This window comes from Corynebacterium sp. HMSC08F01 (assembly GCF_001807545.1).
Lineage (GTDB): Bacteria > Actinomycetota > Actinomycetes > Mycobacteriales > Mycobacteriaceae > Corynebacterium > Corynebacterium coyleae.
Genome location: NZ_KV789323.1, coordinates 100,739 through 122,362 on the forward strand (window position 1 = coordinate 100,739; position 21,624 = coordinate 122,362).

The window sequence follows — 21,624 nt, forward strand, 5'->3', positions numbered from 1 at the left end:
GCATGGCTAAGCTCCTTTTCCTTTCACTTCGCAACGGCGAGATCGGCCCAGATGTCGCGCACGCCGAGTATCACGACACGCTGCGCGCAACTGGCCTGAGCGAATTGGATATGGAGCTTCGCATCATCAATTCGCCTGACGCTGAATTAGGCCCGCTCGACACGGTCAGCGGGATTATCGTCGGCGGATGCTCGCTGAACGTCACCAATGAAGAACGTGGTGCCTGGCACCTGCATATCGACGACGTGCTATCCACCGTGGTTGCATCTGGCAAGCCTGTCTTTTTCGTCTGCTTCGGCATCTCCTGGCTCGTCGACCACCTCGGCGGCACCGTTGGGTGCACCTCGCCTGAGCCTTCTGGACCTACCATCGTTGACGTGACAGCCGAAGGGGAGCTTGACCCCGTAGTCAGTGGCTCCGGCACGTTTACCGCGCTGACGGGACATACAGAGAACCCCGTAGAGTTGCCCAATTCGTTGACCGTGCTCGCTACAGGTCCCTCCTGCCCAGTGCAGATGGTGCGTTACGACGACCACGTGTGGGCCACACAGTTTCACGCCGAAATGGACGCCGACGCCATGCGTACACGCATGGATTTCTTCCACGACTACGGCTACTTCCCTGCCGAGGAGTACGCCCGCATCGTCGCAGATCTGCCCAACCATGACGTCAGCCGGGCGAACATGCTTCTACGCAACTTCGCCCGGCTGTGCCGCGAGGACTACTTCTCCCTCGACAATTAGAGGCCTGCTACTGCCCCGCTGCCACCCTCAAAGTCCAGCGGGTTACGTGCAAACGGCTCGCCACGGCCAACCGATTCGACGATCACATCTGCTACGAGCTCTCGAGGGGTTTCGGATTCGGTGCCACGTGGTTCGTCGAGAAGCGCGATGCCCTCTGCTGGATCATCGGTCAGCAGCGTTGGGCCAAGGATCTGGTGTGGCAGGCTCGAATCAAGCAGTCGCCGATCAACGGCCTTCTTTGACTCAACGTAGGCGTACCACGAACCGCCATCATCCTCAGTGGAGGCCTCGGTGGCACCTGCATAGGACACCATGACGAGAAATGGGGCGAACTCGTCTAGCTCTTCGAGCGCGTCGATCATCGTCATCGCAGCGTCGCGATCCACCGCCCAGGTCCGCTCCGCAGATCCCCCGCCTGCGCCCGCGGACCAGACAACCACATCGAATGGTGTAAGGAGGCGTGCCCATCCCTCCTGGTCGAGAGTGGTGAGATCGCGAACGATGACGGTGGCGCCATCGTCGACAAGCTGCTTGGCGTGGTCAGGATTCCGGACAAGAGCACTAACGTTGTGGCCATTGCCCACTAGTTTGGGCACAGTGAAGCGCGAGACGTTTCCACCCGCACCGAGAACAAGTACATGCTGAGTTTTCATAAATGCGACCTTAACGCACATTTCCCGCCTATACTTTTCGCATGCATGCAATTATTACAACCACAGGTAAGGATCGCCCGGGCGTGATTGCAGCGGTATCGAAAACCGCAGCCGACCAGGGCCTTAACATCGTAGATGTATCGCAAACCATCATGGATGACTTCTTCACCATGATCATGCGCGCCGAGCTCCCCGAAGGAAACGTTGACATGGGTGTCCTCCAGGACGCCTTCGACGCGTGCGGTAAGCCGCTCGGCATGGTAGTCCGGATCCAATCTGAAGCACTCTTCAGCGCTATCAACGACATCTAAGGGAAGTTCCGTGAAACTCGAGTTTTCTGACGCACGATTCCTCGACGTCATCCGGATGATCGAGGACTACCGCCTGGACATCCGCACCGTAACCATGGGCATCTCACTCATCGGTTGCACCCGCGCCACGATGGAGGCCACCGCACAGGCGGTTTACGACCGCGTCACCGAACGCGCCCGCGACCTCGTTCCCGTCTGTGAAGGCATCGAGCGCGAGCTCGGCATCCCGATTGTGAATAAACGCATCTCGGTCTCCCCCGTCGCACTTGTTGCAGCAGGTGTAGAGGGTAGCCCGGTCGAGATTGCGCGAGCTCTCGATCGCGCTGCAGCCGAACTCGGTGTGAACTTCGTCGGCGGCTACTCCGCACTCGTCGAGAAGGGCGGCACCCGCGCCGACAAGAACCTGATCTACTCCATCCCGGAAGCTCTGGCGGAAACCAACAACGTCTGCAGCTCCGTCAACATCGCATCCTCGCGCGCTGGCATCAACATGAATGCCGTGGCCAAGATGGGCGAGATTGTGAAGGAAGCGGCGGAACTGACCAAGGACCGCTCCTCCATCGCCTGTGCGAAGCTCGTCGTCTTCGCCAACGCGGTCGGCGACAACCCGTTCATGGCCGGCGCATTCCACGGCATCGAAGAGCCAGACACCGTCATCTCTGTCGGCGTGTCGGGCCCAGGTGTCGTTGACAATGCGATCGCTCCGCTCAAGGGCGCGACGCTCAACGAAGTCGCCGAGGAGATCAAGAAGGCCGCGTTCAAGATCACCCGTGCGGGCCAGCTCGTCGGCACTCTTGCTGCTGAGCGCCTCGGCGTCCCGTTTGGCATCGTCGACCTCTCGCTTGCACCGACCGCCGAAATGGGCGACTCCGTCGCACACGTCCTCGAACGCATGGGGCTCGACCAGGTCGGCACCCACGGCACAACCGCAGCGCTAGCCTTGCTTAACGACGCCGTGAAGAAGGGCGGCATGATGGCATGCTCCCGCGTCGGTGGCCTGTCAGGCTCGTTCATCCCGGTCTCCGAGGACAAAGGCATGATCGACGCCGTAAACTCCGGTGCGATCTCCATGGACAAACTCGAGGCAATGACCTCCATCTGCTCCGTCGGCTTCGACATGATCGCAATCCCAGGCGACACTTCTGCCGAACTCATCGCCGGCATGATTGCCGACGAAGCGGCAATCGGTGTCATGAACCATAAGACCACCGCAGCACGCCTGATCCCCGTGCCGGGCACCAAGCCTGGCGACGAAGTCAACTTCGGCGGCCTCCTCGGCTACGCACCGGTCATTCCGGTAAACAAGGTGGGCAACGACGAATTCATCCACCGTGGCGGATTCATCCCCGCACCGGTGCACGGGTTTAGGAACTAATTAGTTCCTCCGACTTCTTGACCCTGACACAGTGTCAGGGTTGAGAATGGTCGTGTGAAGATTTCAGAAGTCGCTGCAGTCGCAGGCTGCTCCGTGCGGGCCGTGCGTCACCTGCATACGAGTGGCGCAGTTCCCGAACCTGCTCGGACCAGTGGTAACTACCGCAACTATTCCGTATCCGATCTCGCGGCGGTCCTTCGCGCCAGAGCACTTATCGACGCCGGCGTTCCGGTATCTGAAGTCCAGAGCCCGAAGGCCGTTGAGGAATCGCTCGCCCTTCTCGACGAGCGCATTGCACAGCTCCAGCGCCAGAAACAGCGCCTTCTCGCTCTGTCTTCGTCACCACATGGGACCCCGGACGACATCCGTTTTTCGCTCGGCTCCTTAATCGATGATTCGTCACTTTTGCGGATCGAACTGGATTCATGGGACCTCATGGCCCTTACCGGCGTTGCTACGCCGGGCACTTGGGAGCAGCTCCGGAAGAATCTTCAAGATCCCAGCTGTCTCGCCGCAGCTCGAAAGGCTGCGGACCTCTGGCTAAAACTCGGTGAATTGCGGCCTGGAGACCCTTCCGTCGAAGTAATCGTCGATAGGCTTCGCCCGCTGGCGCAAGCCGGACTGATGCGAGACATTTTCCCCACCCTCAGCCCCGGAGACGTGCCACTTGCGTCGTCGGATGTACCTACGAAGGGCGCACAGGGATTAGTGCTTCAAGTGCTGGCAGGTGATCCCCTTGCGTAGCTTCCTCCGCTTGTTCCGAAAACACCCCGGCTTCCGCCTGGCCAAGTATGAACTCGGTCTATACCGAGATCTCTTGCGTTGGATCCGCCGGGAGACACTCATCCCCGAAGAGGCTACGGCGCTGCCCCATCAACCTGGTCGATTGCAATTGCTTGGGATGGTCACAGCGGTGCTCGCAATTGAGGCCGGGGTTGTTCACCTCGTATTGCCTGAAGGGATCATTCGAGTCGTTGCGCTACTACTGTCGCTGTGGGCCCTCGTGTTCGTGTGGGGTCTAATCGCCGCGGAGCGAATTCGTCCCAGCTATTTCGACGACAAGACCGTCGTGCTTCGTCGCGGACGAACGCTTTTTACGGAAATACCAACGACCTCCGTGCACAGTGTGACGGACTCCCCTTCATATACTTCTGCGGTCGAGGTCGCCGATGGCGTACTCACATTCGGCGGTCCTGCCGGAACAGACACACTCATCTGCCTACATGAGGACGTGCTGGCCTATCCCGATCGCTACCCGTGGCAGCGACCAGTTCCCGTACGCGTTAGGAAGATACGTTACTACCGCGGTAACGGAACCAAGGTGCCTAGCGCTTCTTCCCGATAATGAAGTAGCCAACCCAGCCAAACGTGTTAACTGCGCCGATAATCGGAGTCCACAGCCACTTCGGGCCACGAATCCTCTTGGAATTGGTCCGAGCGAGGTCGCGAAGCGCAAAGGCCTTGCCTGCCGTATCGATCGTGGCCAGGACGCCAGCAATTGTCTTCTGATCCGAAGACAAGCTGTTCCATGCGTCCTTGATGGTGTCGATGAACTCATTGTTTTTAGCCATGGTTTGAAGTTTAGCCGGTCGGGTTGATCGTCGATAAGCGTGTTGCTCTTCTCGCAAAATTTCGGATATTGCGCCTATCTAGGGGTCGATGCACAATATAGTGATCAAACACTTGTGCGAGCAATGTTTAGCTCATTACGGTCACTGGTAACGCAATTTTTACGACCTAAGGAGCGCAAAAATGTTCCCAGAACCGCTACTACATGTCATAACCGAACGCATCGAATGCGAGCCCATTGGCGCAACTTTCGATCTTCACGGGGACGGATTCGCATTCATACTCGAATCTATTTACGCATATAGGATCGACACACGAAATCCCACTCGGGGACTCGGAGACATCGCAAATCTTCTCGCCCAATTTCCAGCGCCACTATCCACGCAATATGTGGACACCCCGTACCTCGACGAGCTGTGCGAAGACTACCTCATCCTCGACTACGCCCGACGCGAAGTGACGCTCAGGATCGACAACTATAAGCCGGACCGCTGCACGTTTGATCATGAAAACGTTAAGCCCCTTTACGAATTGGCTCGCGCTAGCAACACGGACATGTACTTGCAGCTACCGCCACTTCTTGAACGCAAAGTCATACGGGTTATCTCAAAGCGCAACGGCGAGTACTGTTCAGGCATGGATATCCTGCTCCCCGCCGGCGGAGACAGGATCCTGACCAATCTGCTTTCACTCCGGGATGAAGGATCCGTTACTGCGGAGATTTTGGCGCAATACCTATTCCACTGGAAGCCACCACACGTCCAGATTCGCCCCTTCCAGGACGCATTGCTTGGCGACGAATACGAGACGGTAGTGAAGCCACACTTCCCGAGCGACTATCCATTCCTCACCATTGATTCGCCGGAAAATTCATTGCGCCTGAGCGATAGTTCCGGCAGGTTGATCATGGTAGTCGACGTCAACGAAGACTCGATGAAGCGCGTACATGAACGGCTGACACAACCACGCCGAGAATCCATCACAGTTGACTTTCTTGCCGACACATCCTGGGCTGACTCCAGCCCTACAACTGTTAAAGGTCCGTTCTAACACTAATTCCGATTGCGTTAAGGGAGAGAAACCATGTCAACGGAGCTTTCGCGCCACGTCGACACCATCTCCCATGCCCTTTTCGCCATCAAGGACCTCTTTCACGACCCAGCAACGCTGCACTTCGACGACATCCACAAAGAGATGGAGCGCTTCGAAGCAGCCTTCAACGTCAAGGCAAGCCTCGACGCCTTCTTCGCATTCCTCTGCGAGCGCGATGAAGCTGGCCGCACCGTCGGTGCGAAACATCCGACCCAGTACTTACAGAAGAAGCTTGGCCTTGAGCCCAAGGAGGCCTACGACCGTCTCGCCCGTGGCCGCGACTACTACGGGGAGCCGGCCGTCGAGGGGACCGCAGAGGACGCTGCTGATGGTGACCTCTTCGACTCCAACGCAGATTCCACGGCGGACGATGCCGCACAGGCGGCCGCGAAAGCAGCTGCGCAGCAAGCAGCGCGCGAGCAGGCGCGCCGCGAACAGGAAACGGCACGCCGAAACGCCGAGCGCGTCAATGCCGAAAAACAACGCGTGATTCGTCTCGAGCTGGATCGCCTCGTTGAGGCCGCCAAAGGTGCCCGCGCTCGTCTCCAGGCTAAGGCGCTCGCAGAGGCTCCGCGACGTACAGTCAAAGACCTCCGTGCAACAGTACGACGCTGGGTAGAAGACGCTAACCGCGAACACCTCGACCCCACGAACCCAAACGCCGGCATGGAGAAACGTGGGCTCCACATCGGGCCACAGCGCGCCGACGGCACCCACAAGATCACCATCGACGCCACTGCCAGCGACACCGCATTGTTCAAGGCACTCACCGACAAGGGGCTAGCGCCGAACTCAAACATGCCAAAGGATGTCGACGACTACCGATCCCCAGCACAACGGGCCTACGACCAATTTGCCAAGATGCTGAAGCACTACGACACGTGCCAAAAGCCAACAGGTGGCGGCTGTGCGTCCGTTGTCGTCTCCGTAACGCTCGACGAGCTCGCCGATGCCTCCCCGACCACGAAGTTTCAAACCAATACCGGCATCGACCTCACAGCATTCGATCTCGTCCGTCTCGGGATGGACGGCACCGCTGACTTCATCCTCAGCGTTGATGGGGCGACTTCTTTGCCCTTGAACCTCTACCGCACGAGCCGCCTTGCATCGTTGGCACAGAAGATCACGCTGCTCGCGGTGCAAGGCGTGTGTGCCTGGACGGGGTGCACCGCCCCACTGACCCAAACCGAGATCCACCACATCACGTCGTGGCTGCAAGGCGGTGACACCAACATCGATAACCTCGCCGCACTCTGTAGAACCCATCACCGATGTAACAACGACTTCAAAGACCACAGAGGCAACACGAGTCACATCGAACGGGACCACGCAACTGGCCGCGTGGGTGTGAAGCAACCCGGATCCACCAAGATTAGGTTCAATCATGCAGATGCGGCAGAAAACTCAGCCGTCAATCGGATCCGTAAACGAAACCACCGACTGAACACAGCCACAGCGAAACCCCCACCGCGCGAGCCTGCCGAGCCGCCATCATGGGCTAAACACCAATCCCCTTACCCGCCGTTTTAGGCTGCCACCGGAAACTCGCCTGCCTCGAACGTTGGTGGGCGCTAGCCTGCCCAAGCCCCAATGGCGAATTGCTAAGCCAGCTCGACGATCTCCATGTACTCGTCGCTCCACATATCTTCATCGCCCTCCGGCATGATGATGACCCGCTCTGGCTCGAGCGCCCGCACCGCACCCGGATCGTGGGTGACCAGCACCACCGCTCCCGTGTACGTCTTCAGCGCATCGAGGACCTGTTCGCGGGATTGTGGGTCGAGGTTGTTGGTGGGCTCGTCGAGAAGCAACACGTTCGCACGCGAGGAAACCAGCGTCGCCAGCGCTAGGCGAGTCTTCTCGCCGCCAGAAAGGGTGCCCGCCGGCTGATCGAGCTTGTCGCCGGAGAACATGAAGGCACCAAGCAGCCCACGCAGGTCCTGTTGGCCAGCGTCGGGGCAAGCCTCGATCGTGTTTTCCCACACCGACTTGGAGCCGTCGATCGTGTCGTGCTCCTGGGCAAAGTAGCCAATCTTGAGGCCATGGCCGGAGACGACGCCACCCTCCCCGTCGGTGCGCTCCACCCCGGCGAGCAGCTTGAGCAAAGTAGTCTTGCCCGCACCATTCGTGCCGAGAACGACCACCCGGGATCCCTTGTCCACCGCAAGATCGACGCCCGCGAAGACTTCGAGCGAGCCGTACATCTTTGTCAACCCCTTGCCGAAGAGCGGGGTCTTGCCGCACGGCGCCGGCTCAGGGAACGAGATGGAGGCGACCTTGTCGGCGACGCGGACCTCGTCGAGCTCCCCCATCATGCGCTCGGCACGCGCCAGCATCTGCTTCGCCGCGGCCGCCTTAGTGGCTTTCGCGCCGAGCTTGGCGGCCTGCTTCTGCAGGGCCGAGGCCTTCTTCTCCGCGTTGGCGCGCTCGCGGCGCCGCCGGGCCTCGTCGAGGGCGCGTGCGTCCTTGTACTTGGAAAAGCCCATGTTGTACACGTCGGCCTCCGCGCGGACGGCGTCGAGGAACCAGACCTTGTTGCAGACGGCGTCGAGAAGCTCAACGTCGTGCGAGATCATGATCAACCCGCCCTCGTGCTTGGACAGGAAGTTACGCAGCCAGGTGATGGAGTCGGCGTCGAGGTGGTTAGTGGGCTCGTCGAGAAGAAGCGTCGTCTTCGACTTACCCGAACCCTGGCGAGAAGCAAAGAGAATTTGGGCCAGTTCGACGCGGCGACGCTGACCACCCGAAAGCGTCTTAAGTTTCTGATCAAGCACCCTGGCCGGAAGCCCCAAATTGTCACAGATCTGCGCCGCTTCAGCGTTGGCCTCGTAGCCGCCGAGCGCCTGGTAGCGCTCCTCCAGGCGGGAGAACTTCGCAATCGCCTTGTCGCGCTCCGCCCCGTCGGTCTCCTCCATGATCTTCTGCTGCTTTGCCATGGAGCGCTGGATCTGATCCAGCCCGCGCGCGGAGAGCACACGGTCGCGGGCGGTCTGCTCGATATCGCCCTCCTTGGAGTCCTGCGGGAGGTAACCGATCTCGCCAGCCCGAGTCACCGAGCCACCGTAGGGTTCGGTCTCCCCCGCCAGGATGCGCATCGTCGTCGTTTTGCCGGCGCCGTTGCGGCCGACTAGGCCGATGCGATCGCCGGGTTGGACGCGAAGGTGCTGGCCTGGTGCGTCGAGAAGCGTGCGTGCCCCGACGCGGACCTCGAGATCATTCGTAACAATCACGGGGCACCACTCTATCAACCACCCCTAAACGAAAATTCCCCGCCACAGTCAATCCGTGACGGGGAAAGATCAAGATAGATGTCTAGACAGCGAAGCCAAGCGCACGCAGCTGCTCGCGGCCCTCTTCCGTGATGAACTGCGGGCCCCACGGCGGCATCCATACCCAGTTGAGTTCGAGCTCGTCGACCGCGGTGTTCGACACCACCGCATTGGTGGCCTGCTCCTCGATCACGTCGGTGAGCGGGCACGCCGGCGAGGTGAGCGTCATGTTGAGCACCGCGACGGTTGTGCCCTCGCGCTCCTCGATCCACAGGTCGTAGACCAGGCCGAGGTCAACAACGTTGATACCCAGCTCCGGGTCGATGACGTCGTGGAGGTACTCCTCTACTTCACCGACCAACTTGAGTTGCTCTTCGGTTTGCTGTGGTCGCTCGGACTGCTTGTTCGATTCGGTCACAGTTACTCCTTTTCTTCCAATGCATCCGACGTTGCCGCCTGGAATGCCTTCCAGCCGAGCAGCGCGCACTTGACGCGGGCCGGAAACTTCGACACACCCGAGAAGGCGACGCCATCGCCGATCATCTCCGCGTCGCCTTCGAGGGTGCCGCGGGAGGTGATCATCTCGTCGAAAGCTTCGAGCTTCTTCATTGCTTCAGCAACCGGCAGCCCGATGACCTCCTCAGCCATCACGGAAGTCGAAGCTTGCGAGATGGAACACCCCACTGCTTCGTAGGAAACGTCCTCGACGGTGGAGCCGTCTTCGGACAGGTGCACGCGCAGGGTCAGCTCGTCGCCGCAGGACGGGTTGACGTGGTGCACCTCCGCCTCGTATGGCTCGCGAAGCCCGGCGTGCTGCGGGTTTTTGTAATGGTCCAGGATGACTTCCTGGTACATGGATTCGAGGTTCATCGTGCGAAAAACTCCTTCGCCTTGGCAATAGAGGCCACCAGGGTGTCTACCTCGTCGAGAGTGTTGTACAGGTAGAAGCTGGCCCGCGAGGTCGACTGCAGGTCGAGGCCGCGGTGCGCTGGCCACGCACAGTGGTGGCCGGTGCGAATCGCAACGCCTTCAGCATCGAGCACCTGACCCAAGTCATGCGGGTGGACACCGTCGACAGTAAACGAGATCGCGCCACCGCGATTCTCAGCCGTCAGCGGGCCAGCAATGCGCAGCCCATCAATTGCCTGCATCTGCTCCAGCGCATAGGCCGTGAGCTCGTGTTCGTGAGCCTGGATCTCCTCCATACCCACCTCGGTGAGGAAACGCACTGCCTCGCCGAGCCCCACGACCTGCGAGGTCATTTGGGTCCCCGCCTCGAAGCGCTGCGGTGCGGGAGCGAAGGTGGATTCCTCCATGCGCACAACCTCGATCATGGATCCACCGGTCAAGAACGGCGGCAGCTCGTTGAGGTGCTTGGAGTACACCGCGCCCACACCACTGGGGCCGCACATCTTGTGCCCGGAGAAGGCAGCGAAGTCAACGTCCAAGGCGTGGAAATCGACCGGCATGTGCGGCACGGATTGGCAAGCGTCGAGCACGGTGAGAGCCCCGACAGCCTTTGCGCGGCGCACCATCTCCTCGACATCTGCAACCGCACCGGTGACGTTTGACTGGTGGGTAAAGGCGACCACCTTGACGGAGTTGTCGAGCTCGAGCGAGTCGAGGTCGATGCGCCCGTCCGGGGTCATCTTGTACCACTTCAACGTCGCGCCTGTGCGACGGGCAAGCTCCTGCCAGGGCACCAGGTTCGCGTGGTGCTCAAGCTCGGTGATCACGATCGTGTCCTCAGGCCCGACCGCGAGCGAGCCCGCCCGCGAGTCACCCAGGACGTGCGCAACCAAGTTCAGGGCTTCGGTGGCGTTTTTGGTGAACGCGATCTCGTCGTTACGCGCGCCTACGAACGCCGCGATCGCCTCGCGGGCTGATTCGTAGGCGTCGGTCGCCTCCTCTGCGAGAAGGTATGAACCGCGGTGCACGGGAGCGTTGTAGCCGAGCACGAAGTCGCGCTCAGCGTCCCACACCCGCTGCGGGCGTTGCGACGTCGCCCCCGAATCCAGGTACACCAACGGCTTTCCGCCGCGCACGGTGCGCCCCAGGATCGGGAACTCTTGCCGGATTGCAGATACGTCGAGCGTCATTAGATGAACTTCTCGTAGCCTTCGGCCTCTAGCTGATCAGCGAGGGAAGCATCGCCGGTCTTGACGATCTTGCCGTCCGCGAAGACGTGGATGAAGTCCGGCTTGACGTAGTTCAGGATGCGCTTGTAGTGCGTAATCATGAGCACTCCACCACCGGTTTCGTCCTGGTAGCGGTTGATGCCCTCAGAGACGATGCGAAGCGCGTCGACGTCAAGGCCGGAGTCGGTCTCGTCCATAACGGCGAACTTCGGCTTCATCAGGGAAAGCTGCATGACCTCGTGGCGCTTCTTCTCGCCACCGGAGAAGCCTTCGTTGACGGAACGCTCGGAGAAGGACGCATCCATCTGGAGTGCCTCGCGCGCTGCGTTGAGCTCGGAAACCCACTCGCGCAGCTTCGGAGCCTCACCGCGCACTGCGGTGACAGCGGAGCGCATGAAGTTCGAGGAGGACACGCCTGGGACCTCGACCGGGTACTGCATGGCGAGGAAGAGGCCTGCGCGTGCGCGCTCGTCGATATCCATCTCCAGGATGTTCTCGCCGTCGAGGAGAACCTCGCCTTCGGTTACCTCGTACTTCGGGTGGCCGGCCAAGGTGTAGGCAAGGGTGGACTTGCCAGAGCCGTTGGGGCCCATGATGGCGTGGGTTTCGCCGCCCTTAATGGTCAGGTTGACGCCCTTGAGGATGGGCTTCGGCTCCTGGCCTTCCTCGGAGGGAAGGACGTTGGCGTGCAGGTTCTTAATTTCGAGGGTGGACATAGAAGCTCCTTTTAGTTTTCGTTGCGCTCGAGTTCGCCGGCGACGCGGGCGATCAGGTCTTCGCGGACCGACTCGATTGGGATCTGGTTGAGGACCTCGTTAAAGAAGCCACGGATAATCAGACGGGTGGCGTCTTCCTCGCGGATACCGCGGGAGCGCAGGTAGAACAGCTGGTCGTCGTCGAAGCGGCCGACGGTTGCTGCGTGGCCTGCTCCTGCGATTTCGCCGGTTTCGATTTCCAGGTTCGGGATCGCGTCGGCGCGTGCACCGTCGGTAAGCACCAGGTTGCGGTTGGTTTCGTAAGTGTCGGTGCCTTGCGCTTCGGCGCGGATGAGTACGTCGCCGACCCAGCAGGTGCGGGCCTCGGGCAAGCCGGAGGCCTTGTCGCCTTGGAGGGCACCCTTGTAGAGCACGTTGGAGCGGCAGTTCGGTACGCCGTGATCGACGAGCAGGCGGTTTTCGATGTACTGGCCCGCATCGGCGAAGTACACGCCAGTCAGCTCAGCGTCGCCGCCCGGTGCCTCGAAGGACACGCGTGGAGAGATTCGCACGACCTCGCCGCCAAAGGTTGCGACATGGTGACGCAGGGTTGCATCGCGCTTGACGACGATCGCCTGCTGGCCAACATGTACTGCATCAAGATCCCATTCGGCGTCGATGACGGCATTGACGCGGGAGCCCTCACCGATGACCCAGTTGACGTTGTCGGCGTGAGTGCCGGAGCCCTCGTAGCGCACCAGCACGGTTGCGCCGGAGTTCGCGCCGGTCTCGACAACGATGGTGCCAAACGTCGTGACGTCTGTGCCTGCACCGGTCACAGTAATGGTGATTGTGTCGTTGAGCTCGACGTTTGCTGGCACCGATACCAGTGTGGCGTTCTCGGAGGAGGTCCACGCCTGGGCAGCGATCCGGTCGACGGGAGCGCCGGCGGCGGTCACGCGGTCGTCGTCAAGCGCAACTTGCTCAACGGTGACCTCGGACGGAGCGTCAACTGTGATCTGGGCGGGAGCCTGCGGTGCGAACTGGCCGTTGTGCAAGCCGCGCAGACGACGCAGCGAGACGAAGCGCCAGACTTCGTCGCGACCGCCCGGGACCTCGAAATCCTCGACGTTGAAGGAGGAAAACAGGTCGCCCTTGTTGTTATGCGTTGTGGCGTTCTTGACGGTTTCAGACATTTAGCCCACCGATCCTTCCATTTGCAGCTCGATGAGACGGTTCAGCTCGAGGGCGTACTCCATAGGTAGCTCCTTGGCGATCGGCTCGACGAAACCGCGCACGATCATTGCCATTGCCTCTTCCTCGGCGATGCCACGGGACATGAGGTAGAACAGCTGGTCCTCGGAAACCTTCGACACCTTCGCCTCGTGCCCGAGCGTGACGCGGTCGTTACGAATGTCGTTGTAGGGGTACGTGTCCGAGCGGGAAATGTTGTCGACCAAAAGCGCGTCGCATTCAACGTTAGATGCGGAGTCGTGCGCATTGGTATTGACCTGAACCAAGCCACGGTAGGCAGCGCGGCCACCACCTCGGGCGACGGACTTAGACACGATCGACGACGACGTGTGCGGCGCCATGTGCGTCATCTTCGCACCAGTGTCCTGGAACTGGCCCTCACCTGCGAATGCGACAGAAAGAACCTCACCGCGGGCGTGCTCGCCGGTCATCCAGACAGCCGGGTACTTCATGGTCACCTTGGAGCCGATGTTGCCATCGACCCACTCCATGGTCGCGCCCTCTTCAGCCTTGGCACGCTTGGTGACCAGGTTGTAGACGTTGTTCGACCAGTTCTGGATGGTGGTGTAGCGGCAGCGACCACCCTTCTTCACGATGATCTCCACCACGGCGGAGTGCAGCGAGTCCGACTTGTAAATCGGGGCGGTGCAGCCCTCGACGTAGTGCACGTACGCGTCCTCGTCGACAATGATGAGGGTGCGCTCGAACTGGCCCATGTTCTCCGTGTTGATGCGGAAGTAGGCCTGCAGCGGGATGTCCACGTGGACCCCCGGCGGGACGTAGATGAAGGAGCCGCCCGACCATACTGCGGTGTTCAGCGCAGAGAACTTGTTGTCGCCGGCCGGAATGACGGAGCCGAAGTATTCCTTAAACAGGTCTTCGTGCTCGCGCAGGGCGGTGTCGGTGTCAACGAAGATGACGCCCTTTTCCTCCAGATCCTCGCGGATCTGGTGATAGACAACCTCAGACTCGTACTGCGCGGCCACACCTGCGACGAGACGCTGCTTCTCAGCCTCTGGGATGCCGAGCTTGTCGTAGGTGTTCTTAATGTCCTCGGGCAGGTCATCCCAGGAGGTTGCCTGCTTCTCGGTGGAGCGGACGTAGTACTTGATGTTGTCAAAGTCGATGCCGGAGAGGTCTGCACCCCAGGTCGGCATTGGCTTCTTCTCAAAGATGTCGAGCGCCTTGAGACGCTGGTTCAGCATCCATTCCGGCTCTTCCTTGATGCCCGAAATGTCGCGGACAACGTCCTCGTTGAGGCCGCGTCGCGCGGATGCGCCGGCAACATCGGAGTCGTGCCAGCCGTAGTTGTAAGCGCCGATGGACTCGATGATCTCGTCGTCGTTCATCGGCTTTTCAAGACCTGGCGTTGGCTTCGCTTCAGTCATTGTCAGCCGCTCCTTTCGTTTCGTTTCCCGCCTTTGGGGCGAGAGGGATGTTAGTCGTGCAGATGCCGTGTCCGTCCACAATAAGGGCGAGCGGTTGCACATGCGTATCGACGATGCGCGCAATGGCCTCGTGTTCCGCCTCGCACAATTCTGGATGCTCAGCCGCTACCGCGGAGACTGGACAGTGGTGTTGGCACAGTTGGATACCTGCTGGCGTACGCCTGACGGTGGGCTCGTATCCGTGGGCTTCGAGCGCGGCAGCAACAGCTTGCACTGCTGCTTCCGGGTCGTCACTGTCAGCACCAGTCTGGACATCTGAGAAGATGCGTTCGGCCCTCCTGCGAGCGAATTCACGCACTGCTTCCTCGCCGCCGATAGATTCGATCACATCAACGGCCTCAAGTGCGATGGTGTCGTAGCTCGTACCGAACTCTTCCCTGCCCTTGACGGTGAGCTGGAAGTGCTTTGCCGGACGGCCGCGGGATGCCTGATCCCCTGCTACCGCACGCGGCGGGCAGGTTTCTGCCATCCCTTCTTCAACGAGTTTGTCCAGATGGCGTCGTACGCCGGCGGGCGAAAGTCCAAGCTCGGTGCCGATTTCGGCCGCCGCAACGGGCCCTTGTTTGAGCAGGATAGACATCACCTGCGAACGGGTTGTTCCGTTCACGCGGTATGCAGTGTCTTTCTCTGCCACCATGCAACCCCTTTCCTTGGCTCTCTGCTCGCCTTTACACAACACTAGTGTGTCGTAATTATTCCCGCCGAAGCGGGTCTCCTTGGCGTGGCGCGCACCAAGTAAGCTCTAGCGACGTGACTGCCCAGCCTCCCCGCTCGCCGAGATTGCCGCATCTGCGGCGCCCTGGCCGTGCGGTCCTTGCGGAGTTTCCCCACATGGGGCGGCCCGGTTCGCGTTCCTCGGAACTGCACAATCCGTCGCCCGGGTTTGATGGTGGTTCGTCCATTCCACAACCGTCTTACCGGGAGCGGGACCGGTTTTTCCTTTTGCGCTGGCTCGGAGCCCTGGGCGCGTGTCTCATCGCGCTCGGTGGTTTAGGTGGCGGGGCGCTCCCAGTCGTCGATAATCCGTGGTTCGCCTTCCCCTTTGGGGCGACCATGAGCCGAATGATGCTGGCTTCTAACGCCATCGTGCTCATCGGCGTGGGCATGCTTGTCGCGTCATGGCTGATTATGGCGCCGTTTGTCGGCGCAGGTGGGCACGCACCACGCATCGGAGCACCGGCGCTGCAGCGCACGTTCGTCGCATGGGTGCTGCCATTAATGTTGACCGCGCCCCTGTTCACTCAGGACATTTATTCTTATTTGGCTAACGGCGCGATTGTGCGCATGGGCCTTGACCCGTACGCCGCCGGGCCAGTAGAGATCCTCGGCGTCGACCACCCACTGGCCAGATCTGTGCCGTTCATTTGGGCGCACTCTCCAAGCCCGTACGGGCCGGTCGCACTCGGCATCGCGGCGTTAATTTCCATTGTTACCGCCGATGCAGTGTTTTGGGGGGTCTTCCTGCACCGTGTGCTTTCTGTCGCGGGATTGCTCGCAGCATCGTGGGGGCTGCGCGCCCTTGCGCAACGGTGTGGCGTCAACGCCTCGGCTGCGCTGTGGCTCGGCCTGCTCAACCCACTGACCATCCTGCACCTGGTCGGAGGTATTCACAACGAGGCGTTACTGGTCGGCTTCGTCCTCGTCGGCCTCGAGCTCGGGCTCAGAGCAGTCGATCCGATCCGAACTGGCGATGCAACCTTCCGTACTTGGATCATCCTGATAGCATCGGGCGCCCTCCTCTCCTGTGCGGGGTTGGTGAAGGTGACCGGGTTCATCCCGCTGGGGTTTATTGGCATGGCGCTCGCGCGCAGTTTTCACCTCAGGGGAGTCTCTACGGTGCGCTCCATTGCGCGGGCAGTCGCCGTGCAAACGCTTATTTTCTTAGCGACGATCACACTCGTCTCCCTCGGTACCGGCATCGGGTTCGGGTGGGTGACGGGACAGGGCGGTGCTGCGTCGATACGCAGTTGGCTCTCGCTGACCACCGACATCGGCGTCATCAGTGGATTCATTGGGATGCTGCTGGGACTTGGCGATCAGACCGAGGCGATACTCGTCATGACGCGTGGCGCAGGGCTCGCCGTCGCGGCGGCGTTCGCGGTGCGAATGTTGTGGGCAACGTTTAAAGGCACGATCCACCCCGTTGGCGGGCTCGGCGTATCCATGCTGGTGCTCGTGATCCTGTTCCCGGTGGTGCACCCCTGGTATCCGCTCTGGGCGATCTTGCCGCTAGCGGCCTGGGCGAACCGGTTCTTTTTCCGGGTGATTGTGGCGTCTTATAGCGCGGTTTTTAGCTTCCTCGTGCTCCCGCGCGGGCTGGCACTGCCGCCGTTTGCTGTGGTGACAATCTACGGGTCAGCTGCTGTTGCGTTCGCTGCGTTAGTGCTTGTTGCCTGGTTGGGTTTCCGGTACTGGCGGGGCCGCGGGCTAGACTGATCGGCCATGAGTGATCTTGCTCTTGAAGTCGACAGTGTCGTCAAGGAGTACGGCGAAAAGCGGGCTGTCGACGGACTGACGTTTACCGCGCGCCGTGGTGAACTTTTGGCACTGCTCGGCCCGAATGGTGCCGGCAAAACGACGACGATTGAGATGTGCGAGGGGTTTACCAAACCAACCTCCGGGTCTATCCGGGTGCTTGGCATCGACCCTGTTACGCAACCGCAGAAGGTCCGTGACCGCATCGGCATCATGCTGCAAGGGGGCGGATCCTATGCGTCGTTGAAGGTTCGCGAGATCCTGCAGCTCGCTGCGCGGTACAACACCAATCCTCACGACCCGGACTGGCTTATAGAGCTGCTCGGGCTCGAAGGCGTAGCAAAGACCACGTACCGCCGCCTGTCGGGTGGCCAACAGCAGCGACTGTCGCTCGCGCTCGCGATGATTGGTCGCCCGGAACTCATCTTCCTCGACGAACCCACTGCGGGCATGGATGCCCAGTCGCGCCTCGCAGTATGGGACATCATCCAGGCGATGAAGCGTGACGGCACCACTGTGCTCCTTACCACCCACTTGATGGACGAAGCGGAAACGCTCGCCGACGACGTTGCGATCATTGACCATGGCAAACTCGTCGTCCAAGGCTCCCCAGCGGAGTTGACCAGTCATGAGGAGTACCCGGTTGTTGCTGTCCGCACGGACCGTGAGCTCGATGTGCACCTGCTTAGCGACGAACTCCGAGCGCTCGGCATTACCGCCGAGGCAGTCAGCCCTCAGCGCTACCGAATTCTCGGTGCCGGTTCCCCGGCCGTCATCGAAGCGCTTGCGCGAAGTGCTGCCCAGCAAAACGTGCTGATCCGGGATTTGTCGGTTTCGCACCGCGACCTTGAGGACGTCTTTTTGGATATCACCGGACGAGAGTTGAGGAGCTAACGCAATGACCACGCAAGCCCAGACCACCGACCGAGCTCTTACCCCTGGTATTTTCACGCCGAACCCGCAACGTGCATCACTTGCACAGATGGCACTGGCACAAGGCCGCGTTGAAGCAAGGCTGATGCTGCGCCACGGCGAGCAGCTCCTCGTCAACCTCATCATCCCTGCTGCGGTGCTCATCGCAGCCACGCACATGCCGATGTTTGGCGACGACACCGACTTCAACGCACTCGTTCCGATGGTGTTTGCTGTTGCTGCTACCTCGGCTGGCTTCACGGGCCAGGCGATTGCCCTTGCGTTTGATCGTCGATACGGAGCGCTCAAGCGCGTGGGCGCCTCGGGCGTGCCACCATGGACCATCGTCGCCGGGAAAATCTTCGGTGTTCTCGCCACCGTTTTGGTACAGATCGTCGTCCTCGGCGCGATTGCCCTATACCTGGGCTGGCGAGTTTCGGTCGCAGGCGCTGGATTCGGCCTGATTACCCTGCTGTTCGGCGTGGCGGCGTTTACCGCCATGGGACTACTGATGGGCGGCACGTTGAGCTCCGAGCTAGTCCTTGCGCTGGCAAACCTGATCTGGATTGCGTTCATGGGCATCGTTGGATGGGTGGTCTATTCCGGAGACCTTTCTAGTGCCGGCGTATGGAATGCTGTGCCCACGGTCGCGCTAGCCGGCGCTTTGGCAGATGCTGTTGACCTGCGTTTTAACGTGTCGGCTTGGGTCTCGCTCGCAGTATGGACTGTCCTAGCGATCATCGGGGCGGTGCGCCTGTTCCGCTTTGACGACTAACCGCGATACACTCAAGCCGTTATTCATCCGAAAGTTGGAGAAGTTTTGTCGACCACCACCGCCAAGCCAAAGTCCCAAAGCCGCTTCAAAGAGGCCTGGCAAGATCCCTCACTCCACCTGCAGCGCGTTCTCGGCATGGTGCTGCTCATCTGCCAAGGTGGCATTACGGTCACCGGCTCGCTTGTCCGCGTGACCGGTTCCGGTCTCGGTTGCGACACCTGGCCGCTGTGCCACGAGGGCTCACTCGTGCCGGTTGCGGGCGCTGCACCTTGGATTCACCAGACAATCGAGTTTGGTAACCGCCTGCTCGCCTTCGTCGTCGCCGCTGCCGCAGTCCTTGTCCTAATTGCGGTATACAAAGCGAAGCGCAGCGACGCAATCAAGACGATGGCTTGGGTTTCCTTCCTCGGCGTTGTTGTCCAGGCCGTCATCGGCGGCATTTCAGTACGCCTCGACCTGCAATGGTGGTCCGTCGCGGTGCACTTCCTGCCGTCGATGCTGCTCGTGTGGGTTGCGGCAGTGCTCTACATGCGCATCGCAGAAACCGATGCGGCCGATCCGACGCGCCGCTTCCCCGCGCATGCTCAGACCTGGACCGTCATCGCCGCCGTCGCGCTCTGCTTTGTCCTCGTTACCGGCACTATGGTTACCGGCTCGGGTCCACACTCGGGTGATTCCGGTGTTGGCATGGAAGGTCGTCTCGACCTCGACACCCGGATGCTCGCCTATGTCCACGCCATCTGCATGTACGTCTACCTCATCGCAACCTTCGTCGTCGCTTTCATCTTGCGCCGCTCTGATGCCCCTGCAGACGCAAAACGAACCGTCTGGGTGCTCATTGCATTGATTTTTGTGCAGTGGGCCATCGGCGTCATCCAGTTCAGGATGGGTGTTCCACGCTGGACAATCCCAGCCCACATCGGCATGTCATCAACGGTCGTGGCATTTAGTGCATTCCTTTTCGCACACGGAAAGCGTCGTTTGCCTACGCTAGTGTGACATGAAGGCAATTCTTGTTACCAAACATGGCGGCCCGGAGGTACTCGAATACACCGAGGTCGCCGATCCCGTTCCAGGCGAGGGGCAATTGCTTGTCGACGTCGACTATGCCGGCGTCAACTACATAGACACGTACTTCCGCTCCGGAACGTACGCCTCTGAGCCTCCCTACACCCCCGGCACCGAAGGTTGCGGCCGAGTGGTCGACGACCCATTGGGGGAAATCGCGCCGGGTACGCTCGTCGCTTGGCACGACGCTCCAGGGTCCTACGCAGAAAAGGTTGCAGTCGACCGCAACCGTCTCGTCGCAGTGCCGGAAGGCGTGCAGCCCGAGGTTGCGGCATCCATGCTTCTACAGGGGATGACCTCGCACTACCTTCTCCACGGTGTTCGAGATACCAGGCCGGGAGACACCATGGTCATCACTGCTGGCGCCGGTGGCGTCGGCCTTATCCTGACCCAGATGGCTGCGGCGCTCGAAACCACGGTTTATTCGATTGTTTCTAGTGACGAGAAAGAGGATCTCGCGTACAAAGCCGGAGCGACCAAGGTGTTCCGCTACGGAGACAAGGGCTCCGCTCTCGCAGAGGAGATCAAGGAAGCCAACGGTGGCAAGGGCGTCAACGTGGTCTACGACGGCGTTGGCAGGGACACTTTCCAGTTCGCCCTTGAGGTCACAGGCCCGCGCGGCCTCGTGTGCTCCTTCGGTTCCGCGTCGGGCGACGTGGAGCCGTTCAAGATTCAAGAGTTGAACCAGCACGGAGCACTGTACCTCACCCGCCCCTCGCTGAAGCACTACGTTGCCACAGACGAGGAGTTCCTCATGCGCGCACAGGCAGTTGTCCGTGCGATCGAGGACGGCACCGTCCGGATGCGCGTCCACCCGCCGTATGAGCTCAAGAACGCCCGCAAAGCCCATGAGGATCTGCAGGCGCGTAAGACCACAGGTTCTGTAGTGCTCAAGATCGAGCGAGATTAGAAGAGCAGTTCTCCGATAGTCTCCCAGCCAAGCACGGCGTCAAAGGACAGGCCGAGGAACAGGGCCGCGAGGTAGTTGTTCGACAAGATGAACAGCTTTAGCGGTTTGACCTTCTCGCCTCGCACGATGCCGTTGTGCAGCTTGGTCGCCATGACGAGGAATGCGACACCGGATACCACGGCAATCACGAGGTAAATCCACGACGCAGCCGGCACGAGGCCAAACGAGACAATGACGGTCAGCCAGGAGTACAGCACGATCTGACGGCTGGTTTCTTCTGGCGAGGCCACCACCGGCAGCATCGGCACATTCGCACGCGCGTAGTCTTCCCTGTATTTCATTGCTAGCGCCCAGGTGTGCGGTGGCGTCCAGAAGAAGATGATCAGGAACATCACGATGGCCTGCCACCAGTGGTCTGGCGTTCCGTCGGTGACGTTGTCGCGGATCACGGCCCAACCGACGAGCACCGGCATGCAGCCAGCCGCGCCGCCCCAAATCACGTTTTGCCACGTGCGGCGCTTGAGCCACTTCGTGTAGACGAAGATGTAGAACGCGTTGGTCAAGATGATGAAGAACGCCGCCAACCAGGACTCACAGAGCAAACCAAGCCACAGCACACTGATGATCAGCAGTGCCCATGCAAAGACGGCGGCCTTTTGCTTGGTGATCTTGTGACGGACCAGCGGGCGGGCGCGCGTACGCCCCATCTTCTGGTCGATGTCGTAGTCGGCCACCATGTTGAACGTGTTTGCGGCGCCGGCACCCATCCAGCCTCCGAGGAGAGTTGCGAAGACGAGCCAAACGTGAACTTCGCCGCGGTCAGCCTGGAGCATCGCCGGGATTGCGGCGACCAGGAGTAGTTCAATGACCCTCGGCTTCGTCAACGCGAAATATGCCTTAATGGTCTCCAACAACTCTCTCCTTTTTATTCTTCAGG

The 21,624-nt window shown here is 60.5% G+C and carries 22 protein-coding genes; 11 read left to right on the top strand and 11 right to left on the bottom strand.

Annotated features, from left to right (window positions below; genetic code table 11):
- Positions 1-2 precede the first annotated feature (2 nt).
- Complete coding sequence (locus HMPREF3171_RS09865; RefSeq protein ID WP_070423149.1) at positions 3-743, top strand: glutamine amidotransferase-related protein; 741 nt, start codon at positions 3-5, stop codon at positions 741-743.
- Here HMPREF3171_RS09865 and HMPREF3171_RS09870 read toward each other — a convergent pair.
- Positions 740-1,396 carry an NAD(P)H-binding protein gene (locus HMPREF3171_RS09870; protein ID WP_070484865.1) on the bottom strand — a complete coding sequence of 219 codons (657 nt, stop codon included), beginning with the start codon at positions 1,394-1,396 and terminating at the stop codon, positions 740-742. The two genes, HMPREF3171_RS09865 and HMPREF3171_RS09870, sit on opposite strands and share 4 nt — an antisense overlap.
- A 41-nt stretch (positions 1,397-1,437) precedes the next feature.
- On the opposite strand from HMPREF3171_RS09870, the gene HMPREF3171_RS09875 reads away from it, so the two are divergent.
- Genes HMPREF3171_RS09875 through HMPREF3171_RS09885 form a run of 3 tightly spaced genes read left to right on the top strand, consistent with a single transcriptional unit; the run spans position 1,438 to position 3,826 of the window.
- Positions 1,438-1,707, top strand: coding sequence for an ACT domain-containing protein (locus HMPREF3171_RS09875; protein ID WP_070484808.1), 270 nt, complete (start codon positions 1,438-1,440; stop codon positions 1,705-1,707).
- A gap of 10 nt (positions 1,708-1,717) precedes the next feature.
- On the top strand, positions 1,718-3,082 hold the full coding sequence (locus HMPREF3171_RS09880; protein ID WP_083279522.1) for a PFL family protein: 1,365 nt from the start codon (positions 1,718-1,720) through the stop codon (positions 3,080-3,082).
- Positions 3,083-3,136: 54 nt separating this feature from the next.
- Positions 3,137-3,826 carry a MerR family transcriptional regulator gene (locus HMPREF3171_RS09885; RefSeq protein ID WP_070484809.1) on the top strand — a complete coding sequence of 230 codons (690 nt, stop codon included), beginning with the start codon at positions 3,137-3,139 and terminating at the stop codon, positions 3,824-3,826.
- Positions 3,827-4,407: 581 nt separating this feature from the next.
- On the opposite strand, the gene HMPREF3171_RS09895 is transcribed toward HMPREF3171_RS09885, so the two are convergent.
- Complete coding sequence (locus HMPREF3171_RS09895; protein ID WP_083279521.1) at positions 4,408-4,653, bottom strand: PLDc N-terminal domain-containing protein; 246 nt, start codon at positions 4,651-4,653, stop codon at positions 4,408-4,410.
- Between the two features lie 181 nt (positions 4,654-4,834).
- Between HMPREF3171_RS09895 and HMPREF3171_RS09900 the strand changes: the two genes are divergently transcribed.
- Together HMPREF3171_RS09900 and HMPREF3171_RS09905 are read left to right on the top strand one after the other, a co-directional pair.
- On the top strand, positions 4,835-5,701 hold the full coding sequence (locus tag HMPREF3171_RS09900) for a hypothetical protein (RefSeq protein WP_070484810.1): 867 nt from the start codon (positions 4,835-4,837) through the stop codon (positions 5,699-5,701).
- A 33-nt stretch (positions 5,702-5,734) separates the two neighbouring features.
- Positions 5,735-7,273 carry an HNH endonuclease signature motif containing protein gene (locus HMPREF3171_RS09905; protein ID WP_070484811.1) on the top strand — a complete coding sequence of 513 codons (1,539 nt, stop codon included), beginning with the start codon at positions 5,735-5,737 and terminating at the stop codon, positions 7,271-7,273.
- Positions 7,274-7,344: 71 nt separating this feature from the next.
- Here HMPREF3171_RS09905 and HMPREF3171_RS09910 read toward each other — a convergent pair whose 3' ends face one another.
- The 8 genes from HMPREF3171_RS09910 to HMPREF3171_RS09945 form a co-directional block, all read right to left on the bottom strand.
- Positions 7,345-8,973, bottom strand: a complete 1,629-nt coding sequence (locus HMPREF3171_RS09910) for an ABC-F family ATP-binding cassette domain-containing protein (protein ID WP_070484812.1) — start codon at positions 8,971-8,973, stop codon at positions 7,345-7,347.
- Positions 8,974-9,055: 82 nt separating this feature from the next.
- Positions 9,056-9,430 (bottom strand): metal-sulfur cluster assembly factor, encoded by a 375-nt coding sequence (locus tag HMPREF3171_RS09915; RefSeq protein WP_083292061.1) that lies wholly within the window; start codon positions 9,428-9,430, stop codon positions 9,056-9,058.
- Between the two features lie 2 nt (positions 9,431-9,432).
- Positions 9,433-9,882 carry a Fe-S cluster assembly sulfur transfer protein SufU gene (gene sufU, locus HMPREF3171_RS09920; protein WP_070484813.1) on the bottom strand — a complete coding sequence of 150 codons (450 nt, stop codon included), beginning with the start codon at positions 9,880-9,882 and terminating at the stop codon, positions 9,433-9,435.
- Entirely contained in the window at positions 9,879-11,111 is a 1,233-nt protein-coding gene (locus tag HMPREF3171_RS09925; RefSeq protein WP_070484814.1) for a cysteine desulfurase, read from the bottom strand. The genes sufU and HMPREF3171_RS09925 overlap by 4 nt, the downstream gene beginning before the upstream one ends.
- Complete coding sequence (sufC, locus tag HMPREF3171_RS09930; protein ID WP_070484815.1) at positions 11,111-11,866, bottom strand: Fe-S cluster assembly ATPase SufC; 756 nt, start codon at positions 11,864-11,866, stop codon at positions 11,111-11,113. Before sufC ends, HMPREF3171_RS09925 begins: the two co-directional genes overlap by 1 nt.
- A gap of 11 nt (positions 11,867-11,877) precedes the next feature.
- Positions 11,878-13,041, bottom strand: a complete 1,164-nt coding sequence (sufD, locus tag HMPREF3171_RS09935; RefSeq protein ID WP_070484816.1) for a Fe-S cluster assembly protein SufD — start codon at positions 13,039-13,041, stop codon at positions 11,878-11,880.
- Positions 13,042-14,589, bottom strand: coding sequence for a Fe-S cluster assembly protein SufB (sufB, locus tag HMPREF3171_RS09940; protein ID WP_371327147.1), 1,548 nt, complete (start codon positions 14,587-14,589; stop codon positions 13,042-13,044).
- Positions 14,480-15,184: a helix-turn-helix transcriptional regulator gene (locus HMPREF3171_RS09945; RefSeq protein ID WP_070484818.1), complete on the bottom strand. Its 705-nt coding sequence runs from the start codon at positions 15,182-15,184 to the stop codon at positions 14,480-14,482. Before HMPREF3171_RS09945 ends, sufB begins: the two co-directional genes overlap by 110 nt.
- A gap of 194 nt (positions 15,185-15,378) precedes the next feature.
- On the opposite strand from HMPREF3171_RS09945, the gene mptB reads away from it, so the two are divergent.
- From mptB to HMPREF3171_RS09970, 5 genes are read left to right on the top strand one after another with little or no spacing between them, the layout of a single operon-like run.
- Positions 15,379-16,983: a polyprenol phosphomannose-dependent alpha 1,6 mannosyltransferase MptB gene (gene mptB, locus HMPREF3171_RS09950; RefSeq protein ID WP_070484819.1), complete on the top strand. Its 1,605-nt coding sequence runs from the start codon at positions 15,379-15,381 to the stop codon at positions 16,981-16,983.
- A 6-nt stretch (positions 16,984-16,989) separates the two neighbouring features.
- Positions 16,990-17,916 carry an ABC transporter ATP-binding protein gene (locus tag HMPREF3171_RS09955; protein WP_070484820.1) on the top strand — a complete coding sequence of 309 codons (927 nt, stop codon included), beginning with the start codon at positions 16,990-16,992 and terminating at the stop codon, positions 17,914-17,916.
- 4 nt (positions 17,917-17,920) lie between these two features.
- Entirely contained in the window at positions 17,921-18,709 is a 789-nt protein-coding gene (locus tag HMPREF3171_RS09960; RefSeq protein ID WP_070423134.1) for an ABC transporter permease, read from the top strand.
- A 45-nt stretch (positions 18,710-18,754) separates the two neighbouring features.
- Positions 18,755-19,708: a COX15/CtaA family protein gene (locus tag HMPREF3171_RS09965; RefSeq protein ID WP_070484821.1), complete on the top strand. Its 954-nt coding sequence runs from the start codon at positions 18,755-18,757 to the stop codon at positions 19,706-19,708.
- Position 19,709: 1 nt separating this feature from the next.
- Positions 19,710-20,687: a quinone oxidoreductase family protein gene (locus HMPREF3171_RS09970; RefSeq protein ID WP_070484822.1), complete on the top strand. Its 978-nt coding sequence runs from the start codon at positions 19,710-19,712 to the stop codon at positions 20,685-20,687.
- Here the strand turns inward: HMPREF3171_RS09970 and HMPREF3171_RS09975 are convergent.
- The gene (locus HMPREF3171_RS09975; protein ID WP_305764012.1) at positions 20,684-21,601 is read right to left on the bottom strand and encodes a heme o synthase; all 918 of its coding nucleotides are present in this window, start codon (positions 21,599-21,601) and stop codon (positions 20,684-20,686) included. The genes HMPREF3171_RS09970 and HMPREF3171_RS09975 overlap by 4 nt on opposite strands.
- Positions 21,602-21,624 lie beyond the last annotated feature (23 nt).